Below are 17045 nucleotides of genomic sequence, written 5' to 3'. Positions count from 1 at the left end.
ATGGATTTCACCCTTTCTGAAAGACAGCTGGAATGGCGTGACCGCGTGCGCGCTTTTATGCAGGACCACGTCTATCCAGCCGAAGATGCGTATGGCGCGCATATGAAGAAGACCGGCAGCGACCGGTGGCAAGTCCCTGCGATCATCGAAGAGCTGAAAGCGCGAGCCTATTCCGAAGGCTTGTGGAACCTGTTCCTGCCACCGTCCGAGCACGACACGGATGATTATCGTGGTGCTGGACTCACAAACCTAGAATACGCTCTATGCGCTGAGGAGATGGGCCGGGTCAGTTTCGCGTCCGAAGCGTTCAATTGTTCCGCTCCCGATACGGGCAATATGGAGGTGCTGCACCGCTATGGGACCGGTGAGCAAAAGGCCCAATGGCTCAGGCCGCTGATGGATGGCGAAATCCGCTCTGCCTTCCTGATGACCGAACCCGATGTTGCATCATCCGACGCGACCAATATCCAGACCTCGATCCGCCGCGACGGCGATGAATATGTCATCAATGGCCGCAAATGGTGGTCTTCGGGCGCAGGCGATCCGCGTTGCAAGATCACGATCCTGATGGGCAAGACCGATACTGAAGCCGCCGCGCATCAGCAGCAGTCGCAGATTCTGGTTCCGCTCGATGCGCCGGGCGTCGAGATTGTCAGAATGCTGCCGGTGTTCGGCTATGATGGGGCGCCGCACGGCCATGCCGAGATTGTGCTGCGCGATGTGCGGGTGCCGGTGTCGAACCTGATCCTTGGCGAGGGGCGCGGCTTCGAGATCGCCCAAGGCAGGCTGGGTCCGGGCCGGATTCACCATTGCATGCGCGCCGTCGGCGCGGCGGAACGCGCGATCGAGAAGATGGCTGAGCGACTGATGTCGCGGGTCGCCTTCGGCAAGCGACTGGCAGATCAGTCGGTCTGGGAACAGCGGTTGGGCGAGGCCCGAATGGACATCGAGATGACCCGCCTTTTGTGCCTGAAGGCAGCGGACATGATGGACAAGGCTGGCAACAAGACCGCACGGCAGGAAATCGCCATGATCAAGGTGGCGGCTCCGCGCACTGCGCTAAGGGTGCTCGATCACGCGATGCAAGCGCATGGTGCGGGCGGATTGTCCGATGATTTTGGCCTCGCCGAAGTCTATGCCGGAATGCGGGCCCTGCGGATTGCCGATGGCCCCGATGAAGTCCATCTGCGCACCATCGCACGCATGGAATTCGGCAAATTCGGCGAACGCATGGCAGAGTGGAGGAGCAAACCGGCTCAATGACCGGCTCGGGCAGCGACCCCTTTGAACTGTTTGCCGCTTGGTATTCCGAAGCACGCGCGCACTCTGGGATTGCGGATGCAAGCGCGGTCAATCTCGCGACCTCAACGGGCGAAGGCAGGCCATCGAGCCGCATGGTTCTGCTCAAGGATTATGACGCACAAGGCTTCGTAATCTATACCAATCTGGGCAGTCGAAAAGCGACGGAGCTTGCCGGCAATCCAAACGCGGCGCTGTGTTTTTACTGGGAACCGCTTGGCAAACAGATCCGTGTCGAAGGGGTGGCCGCACGGGTCGGTGATAACGAAGCCGACGCCTATTTCGCCTCACGCCCCCTCGCCAGCAGGGTTGGTGCATGGGCATCGAAACAGTCCACCAGACTTGAGAGCCGGGCAAAGCTGCTGGCCCGGGTGGCCCGGTATACCGCCTCATTCGCCGTGGGTAAGGTCAATCGCCCGCCATTCTGGTCCGGATTTCGGATTGTCCCGGACCGGATGGAGTTCTGGACCAACGCAGAATACCGGCTTCACGACCGGATCGTTTTCGAAAAGGCAGACAGCAGCGATTGGCGGCGCTACCTGCTTTATCCGTGACAAAGACCAGACCAACCATCGTGATCGCCGCCGGGGGCCAAGCAACCCGGATGGGAGGCAACAAGCCGAGGCAGCTTCTGGCGGATCGAACACTTCTTGATCACGCTCTTACATGGGCGATGGATCATTCCGATGATGTTGCCATCGCGGTGCGGGACAAGGATCAGATTGCCGAGCTTCCGATCCCGCTGTTGATCGACCGGATCGAAGGCATCGGCCCCATCAGCGCGCTGGACAACGCATTCCGATATGCCGAGCAGAAAGCCCGCGACTCCGTCATGCTTATCGGTTGCGACCAGCCCTTCCTCCCTGGGGACCTCGCGAACCGGCTGGCTCGAGAGATTGCCACAAACGGTTGCGCCATGCCGGTTAGTCATGGCCGCGATCATCCAATGGCCGCACTTTGGCGCGTGGATTGCGCAACCTTGGCGAATTACATTGACGGCGGAGGTCAATCGCTCTGGCGCTTTGCCGATGCGGTTGGTGTCACCCGCGTCGATTGGGGTGATGAATGCGACCCCGATCCCTTCGCCAATATCAATGACCCCGCTGCCCTCGCTAAGGCGGAGCGCCAGCTTAGCCCGCGATCGGACTAACCCCGAACAAGTATGGGTGGGCGAAAATCAGGGCGGCATATCCGGCTACTCCAGCGAGTAGCCTAAATGGCTCGTGCAACAACGATACCAAAGCTTTGGAATACCCGCTCTGTTTCACTCGCCGCCGAAGTTCGTCCCAATCGGCATCCATCGTCCGTTTCTTGCGTCGGTCGATAATACTACCGCCAGTCATCGCAAAAACGGCAAAGGTGCCAAACATGATCAGGTGGGCAAGGTCGCCGTTCGCAAAGACATGAGCCAGCGCCCACAATGCGAGCGCGGCAAGCAAGGGATGCCGCATCACACCGACAATTCCAGGTCGGTCCGGATCGAATGCGGCATTTTTCGATCCACCGAAGGAAAAGGGATTGGGGCGCCCGATGGCCAGCGCAAAGATCAGACACACGACCAGCATGATCGTCAAAACAACGTGATTATGCCAAGGCTGCCAATACCATAGCGATACGAATGGCGCACGTCCCGCAGCCGAGATCAACCATGCCAAAACCCCAATTGAGAGCACCGAATAGCCAAAGGTGAACCCTCCCGTCCCAATCAGTTTGACCAACCATGGCTTGATCGGCGGGCGTATCAGTGTGCCGTGCGACGGGAAGAACACGATCAGCGCCAGAGAAAACTCGATCCAGTCCATCGTTCAGGTCACTTTCGCATACGGCGGATTGCGCAGTGCCAATTTCAAAACTCCAGCGCGGTGACCATTCCACCTGCGTCAAGAGCGGGCGAATTGGGCAAGCTTCGGATCAACCAGTCAGCCTGCGCCAACGCCAACTGCACCCCGCTGTCCTGATTGCCCAGCGGGCGCAACCCATCGGCGTCCCATCTTGCCCTGACGAATGTTTCGCGGCCGCCGGTTGCTGGCAGTTGGCAAGCGAGCGGCAACGTCCGCCACTGCAAAACCTGAGCGATGCTCTGACCTTGGAGCCCCGCCAAAAGCGCGCGCAGGAATTGGCGCGCAGTCACCATGGCCGAGGTCGGATTGCCCGGCAGGCCCAGAACCCATTTCCCCTTTGCCTCGCCTAACCAGACAGGTTTGCCTGGCTTCATGGCGACTTTGGAAAACAGCAACTCCAGCCCGTGAGATACGAACATCGGCTTGGCAAAGTCGCGCTCGCCAACGGATGCGCCGCCGGTCACGATCACCACATCGGCCTGGTCCAGCATTTCTCCGGCCAGTCGTTCGAGTGCTGGCAGGCTGTCCTCCCCGATCATCCTTGCGACCACGCGCGCACCGGCCTGCTGTGCCAATGCGGCGATACCGTAGGTTACACTCTCAGGTATTGCGTCGGCGCGCAAATGCGCCTCGCCCGGAGGTGCGAGTTCATCGCCGGTGCCAATAATGGCCACTTTGGGCTGCGCGGAGACTTTAAGCATCGCCTGATCAGCCGCTGCGGCAGTGACAATTGTGCGCGGGCCAAGCCGTGTTCCGACATCCAGCAAGAGATCGCCAGCCGAAAAATCACTACCAGCGGCGCGTACGTGCCAGCCCGGCCCATAGCCTTCGGCGAAGATCACCGTATCCTGCTCTCGTGTGGCGTATTCCTGCATAATGACGCGGTCCGCGCCATTGGGCATGGGAGCGCCCGTAAATATGCGTATCGCTTGACCCGGCTGGACTGCTCCCGAGAAGCCAGCGCCTGCTCGGCTTTCGCCCAAAACCAAGATTGGCATGCCTGCTTTGGTCGAGCCATCATGCACCGCATAGCCATCCATAGCAGCGACATCAGAAAACGGAGCCTCTCGCCGAGCGAAGACGGGTGCAGCAAGCACTCGCCCAGCGGCCTCAGCCAGCGGCACGTCTTCCCCTGGTAGCGACGCTACCGAGGCTTCGACCAAGGCCAATGCTTGATCAAAAGAAATCAAGCGCACACGTCCCGCAAGCGCGGCAAGGCACCTGCAATCGAGCATGGTTTGTGACGGCTGTCGAATTCCAGCTCAAGCAAGCCGTCCCATGCATCGCGGCAAGCGCCTGTTGAGCCGGGTACGCAGAAGATGAAGGCATCGCCCGCCTGTCCGGCGAATGCGCGCGATTGCATCGTGGCGACACCCACGCTTTGCAGGCTCTTCTGATGGAACGCGACCGAGAACCCGTCCATCTCCCGCTTAAGCAAGGGTTTGACCGCCTCTGGCGTGTTGTCGCGCGGTGAAAATCCCGTGCCTCCAGTGGTTAGAATGATCTCGATTGACGGGTTAGCGAGCCACGCATTCAACTGCTCGCGGATGTCATCAATCTCGTCCTTCACGATATCCCGATCCACCAGATTGTGGCCTGCGGATTGCAGCCGTTCTGCGAGCAGCGCGCCAGATGTGTCCGTTTCCAAAGTGCGCGTGTCGGAAATGGTAAGAACCGCGATGCCGAGCGGATAGAATTTCAGGCTTTCGTCAATTCCGGGCATTTTCCTCACCTTCACTTTGCAGCCAGCGGACTGTGTCCTTTTGATCCTGAGCAGTTGGCTCGATCCAGGAAGCCCCATCTCCATGCTCTTCGCGCTTCCAGAACACGGCTTCTGTCTTGAGCCGGTCCATCAGATAATCCGCCGCTTCGAATGCCGCCCGCCGGTGCGGTGAGGCGGTCGCGACAAAGACGATGGCTTCACCCGGTAATATCCGTCCTGCTCGGTGAACCACATGGCTGTGCGTGATCGCGAACCGTTCGTGTGCATCGCCTGCAATCGCTTGCATGGATGCCAAAGTGACCCCGCGATAGGTCTCCAGAACGAGCGCGCCGACCGCATTGCCATCTTTGGCCTTGCCACGGGCACGGCCGGTGAAACTGACGACGGCGCCCTCATCCCCTAGCGAGGCTGAGAAGGTCGCAAGCCGTGCAGCCGGATCAAACCCGGCTTCGGTCAATTCCACTTGGCAGCTCATCCGCCAGAGACCGGGGGGAAGAGAGCGACAGTATCACCCGGCCGAATGATTGCTTCATTCGGAACAATGGTTTCGTTGATGCAAGCCCTGATCCGTCCCTTTGACAGCCCATCTTGAAGCGCCGGAAAACGCTCGCGCAGAATGGATATCAGTTCCGGGACTGGCAAACCCTCGACAGGGAGCGTCAGGTCAACGAACGGGCCGCAGGCATCGGCCAGACGACCGCATAATTCGACACGAGTGGTCTCAACAGCCATGTCTCAACCTCCAATGGATGCCAAATGCGGAGTGGCGCCGCTGTTGCCTTCATGCAGGCGATGCGCAGGTGCCTTTGTACCGACAAGCGCGCGAATGCGGTCCGTCAACGCAGCGCTGTCCTCGCTTTGTAGCAGCGGCCGAATATCCATGCCTCCATCGCCAAACAGGCACAGATGCAGCTTTCCGTCGGATGAGAGACGCAGGCGGTTGCAACTGGCGCAGAAGTCCTTCGAATACGGCGCGATAATCCCGATGCGTCCCTTGGCCTCTGGATGACCCAGCTCGACCGCCGGCCCTGCTCCGGGCTGACGTGGAACACGTTGCCATCCGTCCGCTTCCAGCCGGTTAATCACCGTCTGTCCGGCAACATGCCGCGCACCGAAAAACGCAGCATTGTCATTGGTGCGCATGACTTCGATGAAGCGCAGGGAGAGATCGCGTGTAGCGACAAAATCGACCATTGCAGCCAGCTCGTCATCATTTACGCCGCGCATAAGAACAGCGTTGAGTTTTATACTTTCAAAACCCGCTGCTTGAGCGGCCTCGACCCCGCGCAACACCTCTTCCAGCCGGTCGTGTCCGGTGATCTGCGCAAACTTTGCGGGATCAAGCGAATCCACGCTTATATTGAGCGCACTTATCCCGCAGTCCCGCCACACTTGCGCCCTCTCAGCCAGCCGATAGCCATTGGTGGTCATCGCGACACGGCGAATGCCGGGCACCTCTGACACAGCGCGTGCCACTTCCTCAAAATCACGACGCAAGGTCGGCTCGCCCCCGGTCAGACGCACTTTCCACAGGCCAAGCTCGGCAAAGCCGCTTGCTGCCCTGCGGATCTCCTCGACAGACAGTTCAGCCGGCTTGTTGCAGGGCTTCTTGTAGCCATCGGGAAGGCAGTAGGTGCAGCGGAAGTTGCACACATCGGTCAGCGACAGGCGCAGATATTCGAACCGTCGCCCGATCCCGTCCTGCAAGGGAGCGACGAGCGGCAAGACATCGGGGCGGCGATTGTCGCTCACTGAACGAGCGGCCCGTCCGCAATCGGCAGCTCCACACCTTCGATGCTGGTCTGGCTACCGAGGATCGAGAGATATTGCGCCATTGCCTTGCGGTAGCTGGCTTCTTCCAGATATTCGCGGATCGACGCCTCGACCATTTCGAACGGCAATTGCCGCCCTTCCACCCTGCGCCCTGCACGGATGACATGAACGCCGAATGGCGATTTCACCGGATTACGGCACAATTCGCCCTCGGACAGGGCGAACAGCGCCCGTTCGAATTCGGCCACGGTTTGCCCCTTCCCGATCTGACCCAGATTGCCGCCCTGTTCCTTGGACGGGCAAGCTGATTTCGCCTTGGCCAACTCGGCAAAGCAGGCGGGGTCCTTCTCCAACTCGCGGATCGCCATGCGGGCATCACCGACGGCCAGACTGTAATTGAATTCATCGTCCGGGCTGGCAGAAAACAGAATATGCTCCGCCTCGACCAGCGGTTCGCTGGCAAAGCGCTCGCGATGCTGATCGTAGAACCGCCTTGCTTCCCCTTCGTTTGCAACCGGGACAGCGACTTCCTGGCTCAGCAGGGCATCAATCCGGGCGTCGTCATCCGCAAGACGACGACCTTCCGCATCACAGCGCTCTCCGGGATCTATCTCCAGACGATCTGCCTCAGCCAACAGTAATTGCCGAATAGCCAAAGCTTCTGCCGCCGCGTTCCATGCCGCCTCGGCATCGGGAGCGGGATGGTTCTGCACTTCTGCCGCAATCGCGGATTCGGCAATTTCTACCCCGCCGACGATGACCGGCGCGCGTTCCATCACATCATCCATGGCTCAAATCCTTGCGTGAACGGACGATCTGATAGCCGCCGCGCCACAGATAGCGGACCGGAGCCGAGAAGATGTGAACCAGTCGGGTAAAGGGCAGCAGCAAAAAGATCAGCATGCCGAGCACGAGGTGTGCCTGATAGGGCCAATCAAGGCCTGCCACATAGCGGCCAACTCCCGGTTCAAAAGTGAATATTCCCTGCGCCCAGGCCGACAGGCGCAGCATCACTTCGGCATCGCTATGCGCGAGCGAGAAGGGCACGGTTGCCAGCCCCAATAATAGCTGCACAAACAGGATCCCCAATATGGCGTTATCCGCAAATGGCGACTGGCGGCGAATGCGCGGATCGAAGAACCGGCGATGCATCAGTAGCACCAGCCCGACAAAGCAAATCAAACCCGCAATCGATCCTGCCACAATGGCAACCATCTGCTTCGCTTCCGCCGTAATCACCAGACTGTAGACGCTGTGCGGAGTAAGCAGACCGACAAAATGGCCCATAAACAGGAACAAGATGCCGATGTGGAACAGGACGGAGCCCCACATCAACTGCTTGCGCCGGAGCAACTGGCTTGATCCGCTGCGCCAGGTGTAAGGCTCCCTTTCATAGCGGAAAATGCTGCCAATAATCATCACGGCCAGCGCGATGTAAGGGAGCGCGCCGAACAGGAAAGTGTTGATCCACAGATCGATGGGGATCGTGGCAAGGGCTTCATGCCCTGCTTCACTGGGTAGAGGTGCGTCAATCATGATCAGGCTCCTTTCTCGCCCCGCATCGCGGCAAGCTGGCTTGCAGCGATAGGGCACGCGGCGTTGGGGTCCGGGGCAGCTTCGGCTCCGAAACGGATCTCCTCCTCTTCCCATTGGGCATCAAGTTCTTCGAGATCCCGCGGGTCATCGGCTGGAGGGATGGCGTTCTTGGCCTCTTCGTCCATCTCGACGCCTGCGATGGCGCACAACAATTCAAACACCGGCGCATAATCGGATTCCCGCTCGGCCAGACGGGCCGCAATCGCCACCATCACCACGCCCGGTTCGGCCAGAGCCTCGCGCGCCGCCTGCTCCGGCAGAGTGGAGCAATAATCGAGGAAAAGCGGGAGATAATCGGGCAGCTCGTTGCCACTGGGTTCCAGCCCGGCAGCAAGATAGCGCTGGCGCAGATCGACCATTGCCTGCCCCCGGTCGCGGCTTTCACCATGGACATGCTCGAACAAATGCAGGCTGTGCGCCCGGCCCCGGTCGAACAGTTCAACATAGGCTTCCTGCGCGTCGTAAATGTCGCTGGTGGCGAGACGCTTGAGCAAGGGAGAAAGCGCAGCGACGTCAGCAGTGGGAAGCGCTTTGTCGCCCTCCAGCCGCTGGCGGATTTCGCCTGCGACCGATTGCAAGTCCTTGGTCGGATATTGCAGCAGCAATGATATCAGGTGAAGCGATTGCATCAGAACACCTCCGATGGAGTCTGGAGTTTCTTGCGAGAGTGGGTGTCGAACAGATTGGCCTTGGTCGATCCGCCCGAACAGCCATTGCCGAAGGAGAAGCCGCAGGAACCGCGTTCTTCGAACATGTCTTCGGCATCCTCGCGGTGGCCGGTGGGGATGACGAAACGATCTTCGTAATCCGCCAGCGCCATGACCTTGTACATTTCCTCGATCTGCGCGCCAGTGAGGCCGACATCGGTGGCGATGGTTTCGTTCTGCACGCCCTCGATCGATTTTGAGCGCATGTAGCCGCGCATGGCGAGCATGCGTTCAAGGCAGACAGCAATCGGCTCCTCGTCCCCCGCAGTCAGCAGGTTGGCGAGGTATTTGAGCGGAATGCGAAGCGAGCGGATATCGGGCATGTTGTTGTTGACCGAAATCTGCCCGGCATTCGCTGCTGCGCTGATCGGCGAAAGCGGCGGCACGTACCATACCATCGGCAAGGTCCGATATTCCGGGTGAAGCGGGAAGGCGACCTTCCATTCCATCGCCATTTTCCACACCGGCGAATGCCGTGCGGCCTCCAGCCAGTTTTCCGGCACGCCGTCTTTACGGGCCTGCTCGATCACTTCGGGATCATTGGGATCAAGGAAGATATCGAGCTGCGCCTGATACAGATCCTCGACATTCTCGGCGCTGGCCGCTTCCTCGATGCGATCAGCATCATAGAGCATAACGCCCAGATAGCGGATACGGCCAACGCAGGTTTCACTGCACACCGTCGGCTGCCCGGCTTCGATACGCGGATAGCAAAAAATGCACTTTTCCGATTTGCCGGTTTTCCAGTTGTAATAGATCTTCTTGTAGGGGCAGCCCGACACGCACATGCGCCAGCCACGGCACGCTTCCTGATCGATCAGGACAATGCCGTCCTCCTCGCGCTTGTAGATCGCGCCAGACGGGCAGGCGGCGACACAAGTGGGGTTGAGGCAGTGCTCGCACAGCCTTGGCAGATACATCATGAAGGTGTTTTCGAACTGGCCGTAGATCTCCTTCTGGACCCCTTCGAAATTGTAATCCTCCGAACGTTTGGAGAATTCACCGCCAAGAATTTCTTCCCAGTTCGGACCCCATTCGATCTTCTCCATCCGCTTGCCGCTGATCAGGCTGCGGGCGCGCGCGGTGGGAAAGGCCTTGCTTTCGCCCGCCTTTTGCAAATGGTCGTAATCAAAGGTGAAGGGTTCGTAGTAGTCGTCGATTTCAGGCAGGTCGGGATTGGCGAAAATTTTCGCCAGCAGCCGCCATTTGCCGCCCATCTTGGGCCGGATCGAACCACCCGGAGTACGCTCCCAGCCGCCATTCCAGCGTTTTTGGTTCTCCCAGTCCTTAGGATAGCCGATGCCGGGCTTGGTCTCGACATTGTTGAACCAAGCGTATTCCATACCTTCACGGCTGGTCCACACGTTCTTGCACGTCACCGAGCAAGTGTGGCAGCCGATGCATTTGTCGAGGTTCAGAACCTTGCCGATTTGTGCGCGGATTTTCATGCTACGGTCTCCCCTTCAGGCAGGGCTTCTTCGAGCCAATCGACCTTCGATAGTTTGCGGACGATGACATATTCGTCGCGGTTTGAACCAACGGTTCCGTAATAGTTGAACCCGTAGGCAAGCTGGACATAGCCGCCGATCATGTGGGTTGGCTTCAGCACCGCGCGGGTCACCGAGTTGTGAATGCCCCCGCGCTGCCCGGTCAGCGGAGAGCCGGGCATATTGGTCAGCTTTTCCTGCGCATGATACATGAACAGCGTGCCTTCCTTCATGCGCTGCGAGACGACGACGCGGGCGACGAGCGCACCGTTGGAATTGAACGCCTCCACCCAGTCATTGTCGACCAGCCCGGCCTTTGCCGCGTCCACCTCACTCATCCAAACAATCGGCCCGCCGCGCGACAGCGTCAGCATCAGCAGATTGTCGGTATAGGTCGAGTGGATGCCCCATTTCTGGTGCGGTGTGATGAAGTTGAGGATCACGTGCGGCGCGCCCTTCGCCTCATCGAGCATTGGTTTCACCGCCTTGGTATCAATCGGCGGGCGATAGACACAGAAGCCTTCGCCAAAGGCGCGCATCCACTTGTGATCCTGGTAGAGCTGCTGACGGCCGGTCAGCGTGCGCCACGGGATCAGTTCATGGACGTTGGTGTAGCCAGCATTGTAGCAGACATGCTCACTCTCGATCCCCGACCAGGTGGGCGAGGAAATGATCTTCCTCGGCTGCGCCTGAATGTCGCGGAAGCGGATTTTCTCCTCTTCCTTGGGCAAGGCGAGATGCTTGTGATCGCGGCCCGTTTTCTTGCCCAGATCGCCCCACGCTTTGACCGCGACCTCGCCATTGGTCTCAGGCGCGAGCATCAGGATAACCTCGGCTGCGTCGATCGCGCTTTCAATTTGCGGCATACCCTTGGTCGGACCCTCTTCGAGGACGCGGCCATTGAGATTGCGCAGGTTCTCCACCTCATGCTCGGTGTTCCAGCCGATGCCCTTGCCGCCATTGCCGAGCTTGTCCATCAAGGGCCCGAGCGCGGTGAAGCGTTTGTAGAGGTTCGGATAATCCCGCTCGACCACCGCGATATTGGCCATGGTCTGTCCGGGGATTGGCTCCACTTCGCCCTTGCCCCAGTCAGCGACGTCATAGGGCTGCGCGATTTCGTTCGGGCTGTCGTGCTGGATCGGGGTCATCACCACGTCCTGCTCGACGCCGAGCACTTCGGGGGCCACTTCGGAGAACTTCTTGGCGATCCCCTTGTAAATGTCCCAGTCGCTGCGCGATTCCCACACCGGATCGACCGCCGCCGACAGCGGGTGAATGAACGGGTGCATATCGGACGTGTTGAGATCGTCCTTCTCGTACCAGCTCGCCGTCGGCAGAACGATGTCCGAATAGACGCAGGTGGTCGACATGCGGAAATCGAGCGTCACCAGCAGATCGAGCTTACCCTTGGGCGCTTCGTCGTGCCACTTCACGTCCTTGGGCTTTTGCGCGCCGGTTTCGCCCAAATCCTTGCCCTGCACGCCGTGTGCGGTGCCGAGCAGATGCTTGAGGAAATATTCGTGGCCTTTGCCCGAGGACCCAAGCAGATTTGAACGCCATACGAACATATTTCGCGGCCAGTTGGCCGGATCGTCCGGATCGAAGCAGGACATTTCCAGCTCGCCCGATTTCAGCGCATCGGCGACATAGTCTTTCGCTTCCTTGCCCGAAGCCTTGACCGCCTTGCCCACTTCCAGCGGGTTGGTCTTGAGCTGCGGAGCGGATGGTAACCAGCCCATCCGCTCAGCCCGAACATTGTAGTCGATCAGGCTGGCATCCCAATCGCCTTCGGGCGCGGTGGGTGAAAGGATTTCTTCTACATCCAGCGTTTCATAGCGCCACTGATCGGTATGGGCGTAGAAGAAGCTGGTCGAATTCATGTGGCGCGGTGGGCGATTCCAGTCGAGCGCAAAGGCCAAAGGGGCCCAACCGGTTTGCGGGCGAAGTTTTTCTTGCCCGACATAATGCGACCAGCCGCCGCCAGACTGGCCGACACAACCGCACATCACCAACAGGTTGATTATGCCGCGATACGTCATGTCCATGTGGTACCAGTGGTTGATCCCGGCTCCGAGGATAACCATCGACTTGCCGCCCGTCGTCTCGGCATTGCCCGCGAACTCGCGCGCTATCGTGATAATATGGTCAGCCGGCACGCCGGTGATCTTCTCCGCCCATGCCGGGGTGTAAGGGACCATCTCGCCATAATCGCGAGCGACATGCTCCCCGCCCAGACCCCGATCGAGGCCGTAATTGGCGCAGAACAGGTCGAACACGGTGGCGACGAAGGCCTTGCCATCCTTCAACTGAAGCTGGCGCACAGGCACCCGCCGGTTGAGCACACTCGGGTGATCGGTCCCTTCGAAGTGATCGTGTTCACGGTTGCCAAAATAAGGGAAGGAAACTTCGATTACCTCGTCGTGATTGCCTTCGAGGATGTTGGTCAGCCGCAAGACGGTGTCGTTTCCGCGTCCGTCTTTCTCTTCAAGGTTCCACTTGCCTTCTTCGCCCCAACGGAAGCCGGCCGAGCCGTTGGGCGCTACCACTTCGTCAGTATTGTCGTCGATGGCGACCGTCTTCCAGTCGGGATTGTTTTCTTCGCTGAGGCCGTCGAGGAAATCAGCGGCGCGCAGCAGGTTTTCCGGCACATAGGCGCCGTCTTTCTCGACCAGCCGCACCAGCATCGGCATGTCTGAATATTTGCGGCAATAGTCCTCGAAATACTCCGCCTGCCTGTCGAGATGATATTCGCGCAAGATCACATGGCCCATCGCCATCGCCAGTGCGGCGTCGGTGCCCTGCTTGGGATTGAGCCACAGGTCAGCAAACTTGGTCGCTTCGGCATAGTCGGGGCTGACCACGGCCACTTTGGTGCCTCGATAGCGCGCTTCGGTCATGAAGTGAGCGTCTGGCGTACGCGTTTGCGGCACGTTCGATCCCCACATCATCAGGAAGCCGGAATTGTACCAGTCCGCGCTTTCGGGAACGTCGGTCTGCTCGCCCCAGGTCTGCGGGCTGGACGGCGGAAGATCGCAATACCAGTCGTAGAACGACATGCAGGTACCGCCGAGCAGCGATAGATAGCGCGATCCCGCCGCATAGCTGACCATCGACATCGCCGGGATCGGGCTGAAGCCGATCACCCGGTCGGGGCCATAAGTCTTGGCAGTATAGGCGTTGGCGGCGGCGATGATCTCGTTCACCTCGTCCCAAGTCGAGCGAACGAACCCGCCATGGCCGCGGATCGCGGTGTAGCTCTTCCGCTTGGCGGGATCCTCGACAATCGAAGCCCAAGCGGCGACCGGCGTGCGCACTACGCGCGCTTCGCGCCACAGTTTGAGCAGGCGCGAGCGAACCATCGGATACTTTAGCCGCTGGGCCGAATAAATATACCAGCTGTAGCTGGCCCCGCGCGGACAGCCGCGCGGTTCATGGTTGGGCAGATCGGGCCGCGTGCGCGGGTAGTCGGTCTGCTGGGTTTCCCAGGTGATGATGCCGCCCTTGACGTAGATCTTCCAGCTGCACGATCCGGTGCAGTTCACCCCGTGGGTGGAGCGCACGATCTTGTCGTGCTGCCAGCGCTTGCGATAGCTGTCTTCCCAATCGCGATTTTCATTGGTGGTCACGCCGTGACCCTCGGAAAAGGCGACTTTCTTCTGGTTGAAGAAGGTCAGGCGGTCGAGAAGCTTGCTCATGCTGTTGCTCCTTTGAGCGAGGCGGTTGATGGAGTTGGGGCCGGTGCAGCCCTGCGTTCGATATCGTGCAGCAGGCCGCCGCGGCGGGTGTAGGCCCACCAGGTCAGCACCGCGCAGCTGGCGTAGAAGATCAGGAAGCCCCACAGCGCTGGCATAGGAGAGCCAGTCGCTGCGATGGCGCTGCCAAAGCTCTTGGGGATGAAGAATGCGCCGTAGGCTGCGATGGCCGAGGTGAAACCGACGATGGCGGCGGATTCCTTCTCCGACTGGCGCAAGCTGGCCTCACCCGAAAGCTCGGGCATCAGCCGGGGCACTTCGGTCCGCATGATGTTGGGGATCATCTGGAAGGTCGAGGCATTGCCGACACCCGTCATGAAGAACATGAAGATGAACATGCCCAGGAAGCCCCACCAGCTGGCAGCCTGAAGGAAGTACATCACGCCCACCACGCCGAGCATCATCATCACGAACACCCAGAAGGTGACCCGTGCGCCGCCCCACTTGTCCGATACCCAGCCTGTGGCCGCACGGCTGAGCGCGCCGACCAATGGTCCGAGGAAGACGAATTGCAGCACGTCAATATCGGGGAATTGCTGTTTGGCGAGCAACGGCAGACCGGCGGAAAATCCGATGAAGCTGCCGAAGGTACCGGTGTAAAGCCAGCACATCAGCCAGTTGTGCTTGCGCTGGAAGATTACCGACTGCTCGGCAAAACTCGCCTTCGCATCAGCAATGTCATTCATCCCGAACCATGCAAGCAGGGTTGAGATCATGATGAACGGCACCCAGATGAAGCCCGCGTTCTGCAACCACAGCTCGCCGCCTTCGGCAGTCTGCTGCGGCTCGCCGCCCAGCGCACCGAACACTCCGGCCACGATGACGATAGGGACGAGGAACTGCATCACCGAGACGCCGAGATTTCCCAGCCCGGCATTGAGCGCCAGTGCGTTGCCTTTCTGCGCCTTGGGGAAGAAGAAGCTGATGTTCGACATCGAGGAGGCGAAGTTGCCGCCACCAAAGCCGCACAGCAGCGCCAGCACCAAGAAGATGATGTAAGGCGTATCCGGATTCTGGACGGCATAGCCGATGCCAAAAGCCGGGATCAGCAGCGATGCGGTGGACATGGTGGTCCACAGCCGTCCGCCGAAGATCGGCACTACGAAGCTGTAGAAGATCCGCAGCGTTGCACCCGACAGGCCCGGCAAAGCGGCCAGCCAGAACAGTTGGTCGGTGGTGTAGTTGAAGCCAATGGACGGCAGCTTCGCGACCACCATCGACCAAACCATCCACACCGAGAAAGCCAGCAGCAGTGCCGGGATCGAGATATAGAGATTGCGCTTGGCAATCTTCTCCCCGGTCCGCTGCCAGAAATCCGGGTCCTCCGGTTTCCACTCGACGAGGACCTTGCTCGGCGTGGCCGCTGCGTGTTTCTCCTCATCGTGCAATTCCGCCATTTCGGGGAATTCGGGCAGCGAACGGGTATCCATGCCGCTGGCCTTCTGTTCCATCTGGCGAATAGCGATGTGCATCCAAGCCAGCGCCACGGCAACCAGTGCGAACAGCACCATGAAACAGCTGGTCCAGATACCGGTAAGATCACTGACCGCGCCGAACACGATCGGCAGGACGAAGCCGCCCAAACCGCCGACCAGCCCGACGAGACCGCCGACCGAACCGACATGGTGCGGATAATAGACCGGAATATGCTTGTAGACCGCCGCCTTGCCCAGCGACATGAAGAAGCCGAGCACGAACACGGTAATCACGAACGGCACCAGGCTCATCGAAGTCGAGAAGACGATGTCGCCTTCGATCCCGTGGATCACATAATCGGTTGCCGGATAGGACAGCATGAACAGGCAGATCAGCGACACGCCAAAGGTCGCATACATAATCTTGCGCGCGCCATATTTGTCCGACAGCACGCCGCCATAGGCGCGGAACACGCTGGCCGAGAGCGAGAAAGTCGCCGCCAGCATACCAGCCAGCTTCACGTCGATCCCGTACAGGCCAACCATGTAATTTGGCAGCCACAGCGCCAGGGCCACAAAGGCCCCGAATACGAAGAAGTAATAGACCGAGAAGCGCCAGACCTGCTCGTTGCGCAGCGGCTCGAGCTGTTCGATCAGAGTCCTGGCTTTGACGCCGCTGACCTTTCGTGCGGCGAATTCGGGATCATCCTTTGCAAAGATATAGAACAGCACCGCGACCAGGGCGAGCGCACCCGCCCAGACCTGGGCGACGCCCTGCCAGCCGATTGCGACCATGACCCAAGGGGCGAGGAATTTCGTGACCGCGGCGCCAACATTGCCCATGCCGAAAAAGCCGAGCGCAGAGCCCTGTTTTTCGAGGGGATAGAATTTGGAGACATAGGCGACGCCAACTGCGAAGCCGCCACCGGCAAGGCCCAGCCCCAGTGCCGCCAGCAACATCATCAGATAGCTGTCGGCATAGGAAAGCAGGAAAGTCGACAACGCCGAGGCCAGCATGGTGAGCGGAAACACGATCCGTCCGCCATGCTGATCGGTCCAGACGCCCAACAACAGACGGCTGAGCGACCCGGTCAGGATCGGGGTGCCGACCAGCAGGCCGAACTGCGTATCGCTCAGGCCAAGCTCGGCCTTGATCTCGATCCCGGCGATCGCGAAGATCGTCCAGACGGCAAAGCAGATGGTGAATGCGAATGTGCTGAGACCGAGAGCAAGGTTCTGTTCGCTGCTGGTCGCAATTGCCTGGGCCGACATGGAATGATGCCTCATCAAGAATGCGTGACGGAGCTTCACTGCCGAGCCAAAGAGCTCTTGCTCTTTGACAGCGATCAAATTGCAGATTGCAGGAGCGGGAAAATTGCCTTCGCATGACAAGTGCGCTGCCAGGCTTCAGAAGAGATCAAGCCACTCCTTGATAAACATCAAGCGGGGCGC

At 59.7% G+C, this 17045-nt stretch carries 15 protein-coding genes; 3 read left to right on the top strand and 12 right to left on the bottom strand.

The annotated features are described in order from the left end of the window. The 3 genes from IPF76_RS03975 to IPF76_RS03965 are packed head-to-tail and all read left to right on the top strand — an operon-like array spanning position 1 to position 2449. A complete protein-coding gene (locus IPF76_RS03975) occupies positions 1 to 1263 on the top strand; it encodes an acyl-CoA dehydrogenase family protein (RefSeq protein ID WP_293839966.1) in 1263 nt (420 codons plus the stop codon). Continuing rightward, a complete protein-coding gene (gene pdxH / locus IPF76_RS03970) occupies positions 1260 to 1853 on the top strand; it encodes a pyridoxamine 5'-phosphate oxidase (protein WP_293839963.1) in 594 nt (197 codons plus the stop codon). The genes IPF76_RS03975 and pdxH overlap by 4 nt, the downstream gene beginning before the upstream one ends. After that, the gene (locus IPF76_RS03965; RefSeq protein WP_366499293.1) at positions 1850 to 2449 is read left to right on the top strand and encodes a molybdenum cofactor guanylyltransferase; all 600 of its coding nucleotides are present in this window, start codon (positions 1850 to 1852) and stop codon (positions 2447 to 2449) included. The genes pdxH and IPF76_RS03965 overlap by 4 nt, the downstream gene beginning before the upstream one ends. On the opposite strand, the gene IPF76_RS03960 is transcribed toward IPF76_RS03965, so the two are convergent. From IPF76_RS03960 to IPF76_RS03905, 12 genes are read right to left on the bottom strand one after another with little or no spacing between them, the layout of a single operon-like run. Then, positions 2430 to 3101: an NnrU family protein gene (locus IPF76_RS03960; RefSeq protein ID WP_293839961.1), complete on the bottom strand. Its 672-nt coding sequence runs from the start codon at positions 3099 to 3101 to the stop codon at positions 2430 to 2432. The genes IPF76_RS03965 and IPF76_RS03960 overlap by 20 nt on opposite strands. A 44-nt stretch (positions 3102 to 3145) precedes the next feature. Further along, positions 3146 to 4375, bottom strand: coding sequence for a molybdopterin molybdotransferase MoeA (locus IPF76_RS03955; RefSeq protein ID WP_293839958.1), 1230 nt, complete (start codon positions 4373 to 4375; stop codon positions 3146 to 3148). Next, complete coding sequence (gene moaB, locus IPF76_RS03950) at positions 4327 to 4863, bottom strand: molybdenum cofactor biosynthesis protein B (RefSeq protein ID WP_293839956.1); 537 nt, start codon at positions 4861 to 4863, stop codon at positions 4327 to 4329. Before moaB ends, IPF76_RS03955 begins: the two co-directional genes overlap by 49 nt. Continuing rightward, positions 4850 to 5320 carry a molybdenum cofactor biosynthesis protein MoaE gene (locus tag IPF76_RS03945; protein WP_293839954.1) on the bottom strand — a complete coding sequence of 157 codons (471 nt, stop codon included), beginning with the start codon at positions 5318 to 5320 and terminating at the stop codon, positions 4850 to 4852. Before IPF76_RS03945 ends, moaB begins: the two co-directional genes overlap by 14 nt. A gap of 14 nt (positions 5321 to 5334) precedes the next feature. Beyond that, positions 5335 to 5595, bottom strand: coding sequence for a MoaD/ThiS family protein (locus tag IPF76_RS03940; RefSeq protein WP_293839952.1), 261 nt, complete (start codon positions 5593 to 5595; stop codon positions 5335 to 5337). A 3-nt stretch (positions 5596 to 5598) separates the two neighbouring features. Further along, on the bottom strand, positions 5599 to 6615 hold the full coding sequence (gene moaA / locus IPF76_RS03935; protein ID WP_293839949.1) for a GTP 3',8-cyclase MoaA: 1017 nt from the start codon (positions 6613 to 6615) through the stop codon (positions 5599 to 5601). Further along, positions 6612 to 7424 (bottom strand): peptidylprolyl isomerase, encoded by an 813-nt coding sequence (locus IPF76_RS03930; RefSeq protein ID WP_293839946.1) that lies wholly within the window; start codon positions 7422 to 7424, stop codon positions 6612 to 6614. Before IPF76_RS03930 ends, moaA begins: the two co-directional genes overlap by 4 nt. Then, positions 7417 to 8172, bottom strand: coding sequence for a respiratory nitrate reductase subunit gamma (gene narI / locus IPF76_RS03925; protein WP_293839944.1), 756 nt, complete (start codon positions 8170 to 8172; stop codon positions 7417 to 7419). The genes IPF76_RS03930 and narI overlap by 8 nt, the downstream gene beginning before the upstream one ends. A 2-nt stretch (positions 8173 to 8174) precedes the next feature. Then, positions 8175 to 8861, bottom strand: coding sequence for a nitrate reductase molybdenum cofactor assembly chaperone (narJ, locus tag IPF76_RS03920; protein WP_293839941.1), 687 nt, complete (start codon positions 8859 to 8861; stop codon positions 8175 to 8177). Beyond that, complete coding sequence (gene narH / locus IPF76_RS03915) at positions 8861 to 10387, bottom strand: nitrate reductase subunit beta (protein WP_293839939.1); 1527 nt, start codon at positions 10385 to 10387, stop codon at positions 8861 to 8863. The genes narJ and narH overlap by 1 nt, the downstream gene beginning before the upstream one ends. After that, positions 10384 to 14121 carry a nitrate reductase subunit alpha gene (locus tag IPF76_RS03910; protein WP_293839936.1) on the bottom strand — a complete coding sequence of 1246 codons (3738 nt, stop codon included), beginning with the start codon at positions 14119 to 14121 and terminating at the stop codon, positions 10384 to 10386. The genes narH and IPF76_RS03910 overlap by 4 nt, the downstream gene beginning before the upstream one ends. Beyond that, positions 14118 to 16865, bottom strand: coding sequence for an MFS transporter (locus IPF76_RS03905; RefSeq protein WP_293839933.1), 2748 nt, complete (start codon positions 16863 to 16865; stop codon positions 14118 to 14120). The genes IPF76_RS03910 and IPF76_RS03905 overlap by 4 nt, the downstream gene beginning before the upstream one ends. Positions 16866 to 17045 lie beyond the last annotated feature (180 nt).

This window comes from Sphingopyxis sp. (assembly GCF_016704835.1).
In the GTDB taxonomy this organism is placed as follows: Bacteria; Pseudomonadota; Alphaproteobacteria; order Sphingomonadales; family Sphingomonadaceae; genus Sphingopyxis.
This window is presented reverse-complemented; position numbering and strand designations above follow the sequence as displayed.

What these genes read in the sequence shown, in the direction of transcription:
- IPF76_RS03975 (WP_293839966.1), top strand. Translation starts at nt 1, where the DNA reads ATGGATTTCACCCTTTCTGAAAGACAGCTGGAATGGCGTGACCGCGTG.
- pdxH (WP_293839963.1), top strand. Translation starts at nt 1,260, where the DNA reads ATGACCGGCTCGGGCAGCGACCCCTTTGAACTGTTTGCCGCTTGGTAT.
- IPF76_RS03960 (WP_293839961.1), bottom strand. Translation starts at nt 3,101, where the DNA reads ATGGACTGGATCGAGTTTTCTCTGGCGCTGATCGTGTTCTTCCCGTCG.
- IPF76_RS03955 (WP_293839958.1), bottom strand. Translation starts at nt 4,375, where the DNA reads ATGCTCGATTGCAGGTGCCTTGCCGCGCTTGCGGGACGTGTGCGCTTG.
- moaB (WP_293839956.1), bottom strand. Translation starts at nt 4,863, where the DNA reads ATGCCCGGAATTGACGAAAGCCTGAAATTCTATCCGCTCGGCATCGCG.
- IPF76_RS03940 (WP_293839952.1), bottom strand. Translation starts at nt 5,595, where the DNA reads ATGGCTGTTGAGACCACTCGTGTCGAATTATGCGGTCGTCTGGCCGAT.
- IPF76_RS03930 (WP_293839946.1), bottom strand. Translation starts at nt 7,424, where the DNA reads ATGGATGATGTGATGGAACGCGCGCCGGTCATCGTCGGCGGGGTAGAA.
- narI (WP_293839944.1), bottom strand. Translation starts at nt 8,172, where the DNA reads ATGATTGACGCACCTCTACCCAGTGAAGCAGGGCATGAAGCCCTTGCC.
- narJ (WP_293839941.1), bottom strand. Translation starts at nt 8,861, where the DNA reads ATGCAATCGCTTCACCTGATATCATTGCTGCTGCAATATCCGACCAAG.
- narH (WP_293839939.1), bottom strand. Translation starts at nt 10,387, where the DNA reads ATGAAAATCCGCGCACAAATCGGCAAGGTTCTGAACCTCGACAAATGC.
- IPF76_RS03910 (WP_293839936.1), bottom strand. Translation starts at nt 14,121, where the DNA reads ATGAGCAAGCTTCTCGACCGCCTGACCTTCTTCAACCAGAAGAAAGTC.
- IPF76_RS03905 (WP_293839933.1), bottom strand. Translation starts at nt 16,865, where the DNA reads ATGTCGGCCCAGGCAATTGCGACCAGCAGCGAACAGAACCTTGCTCTC.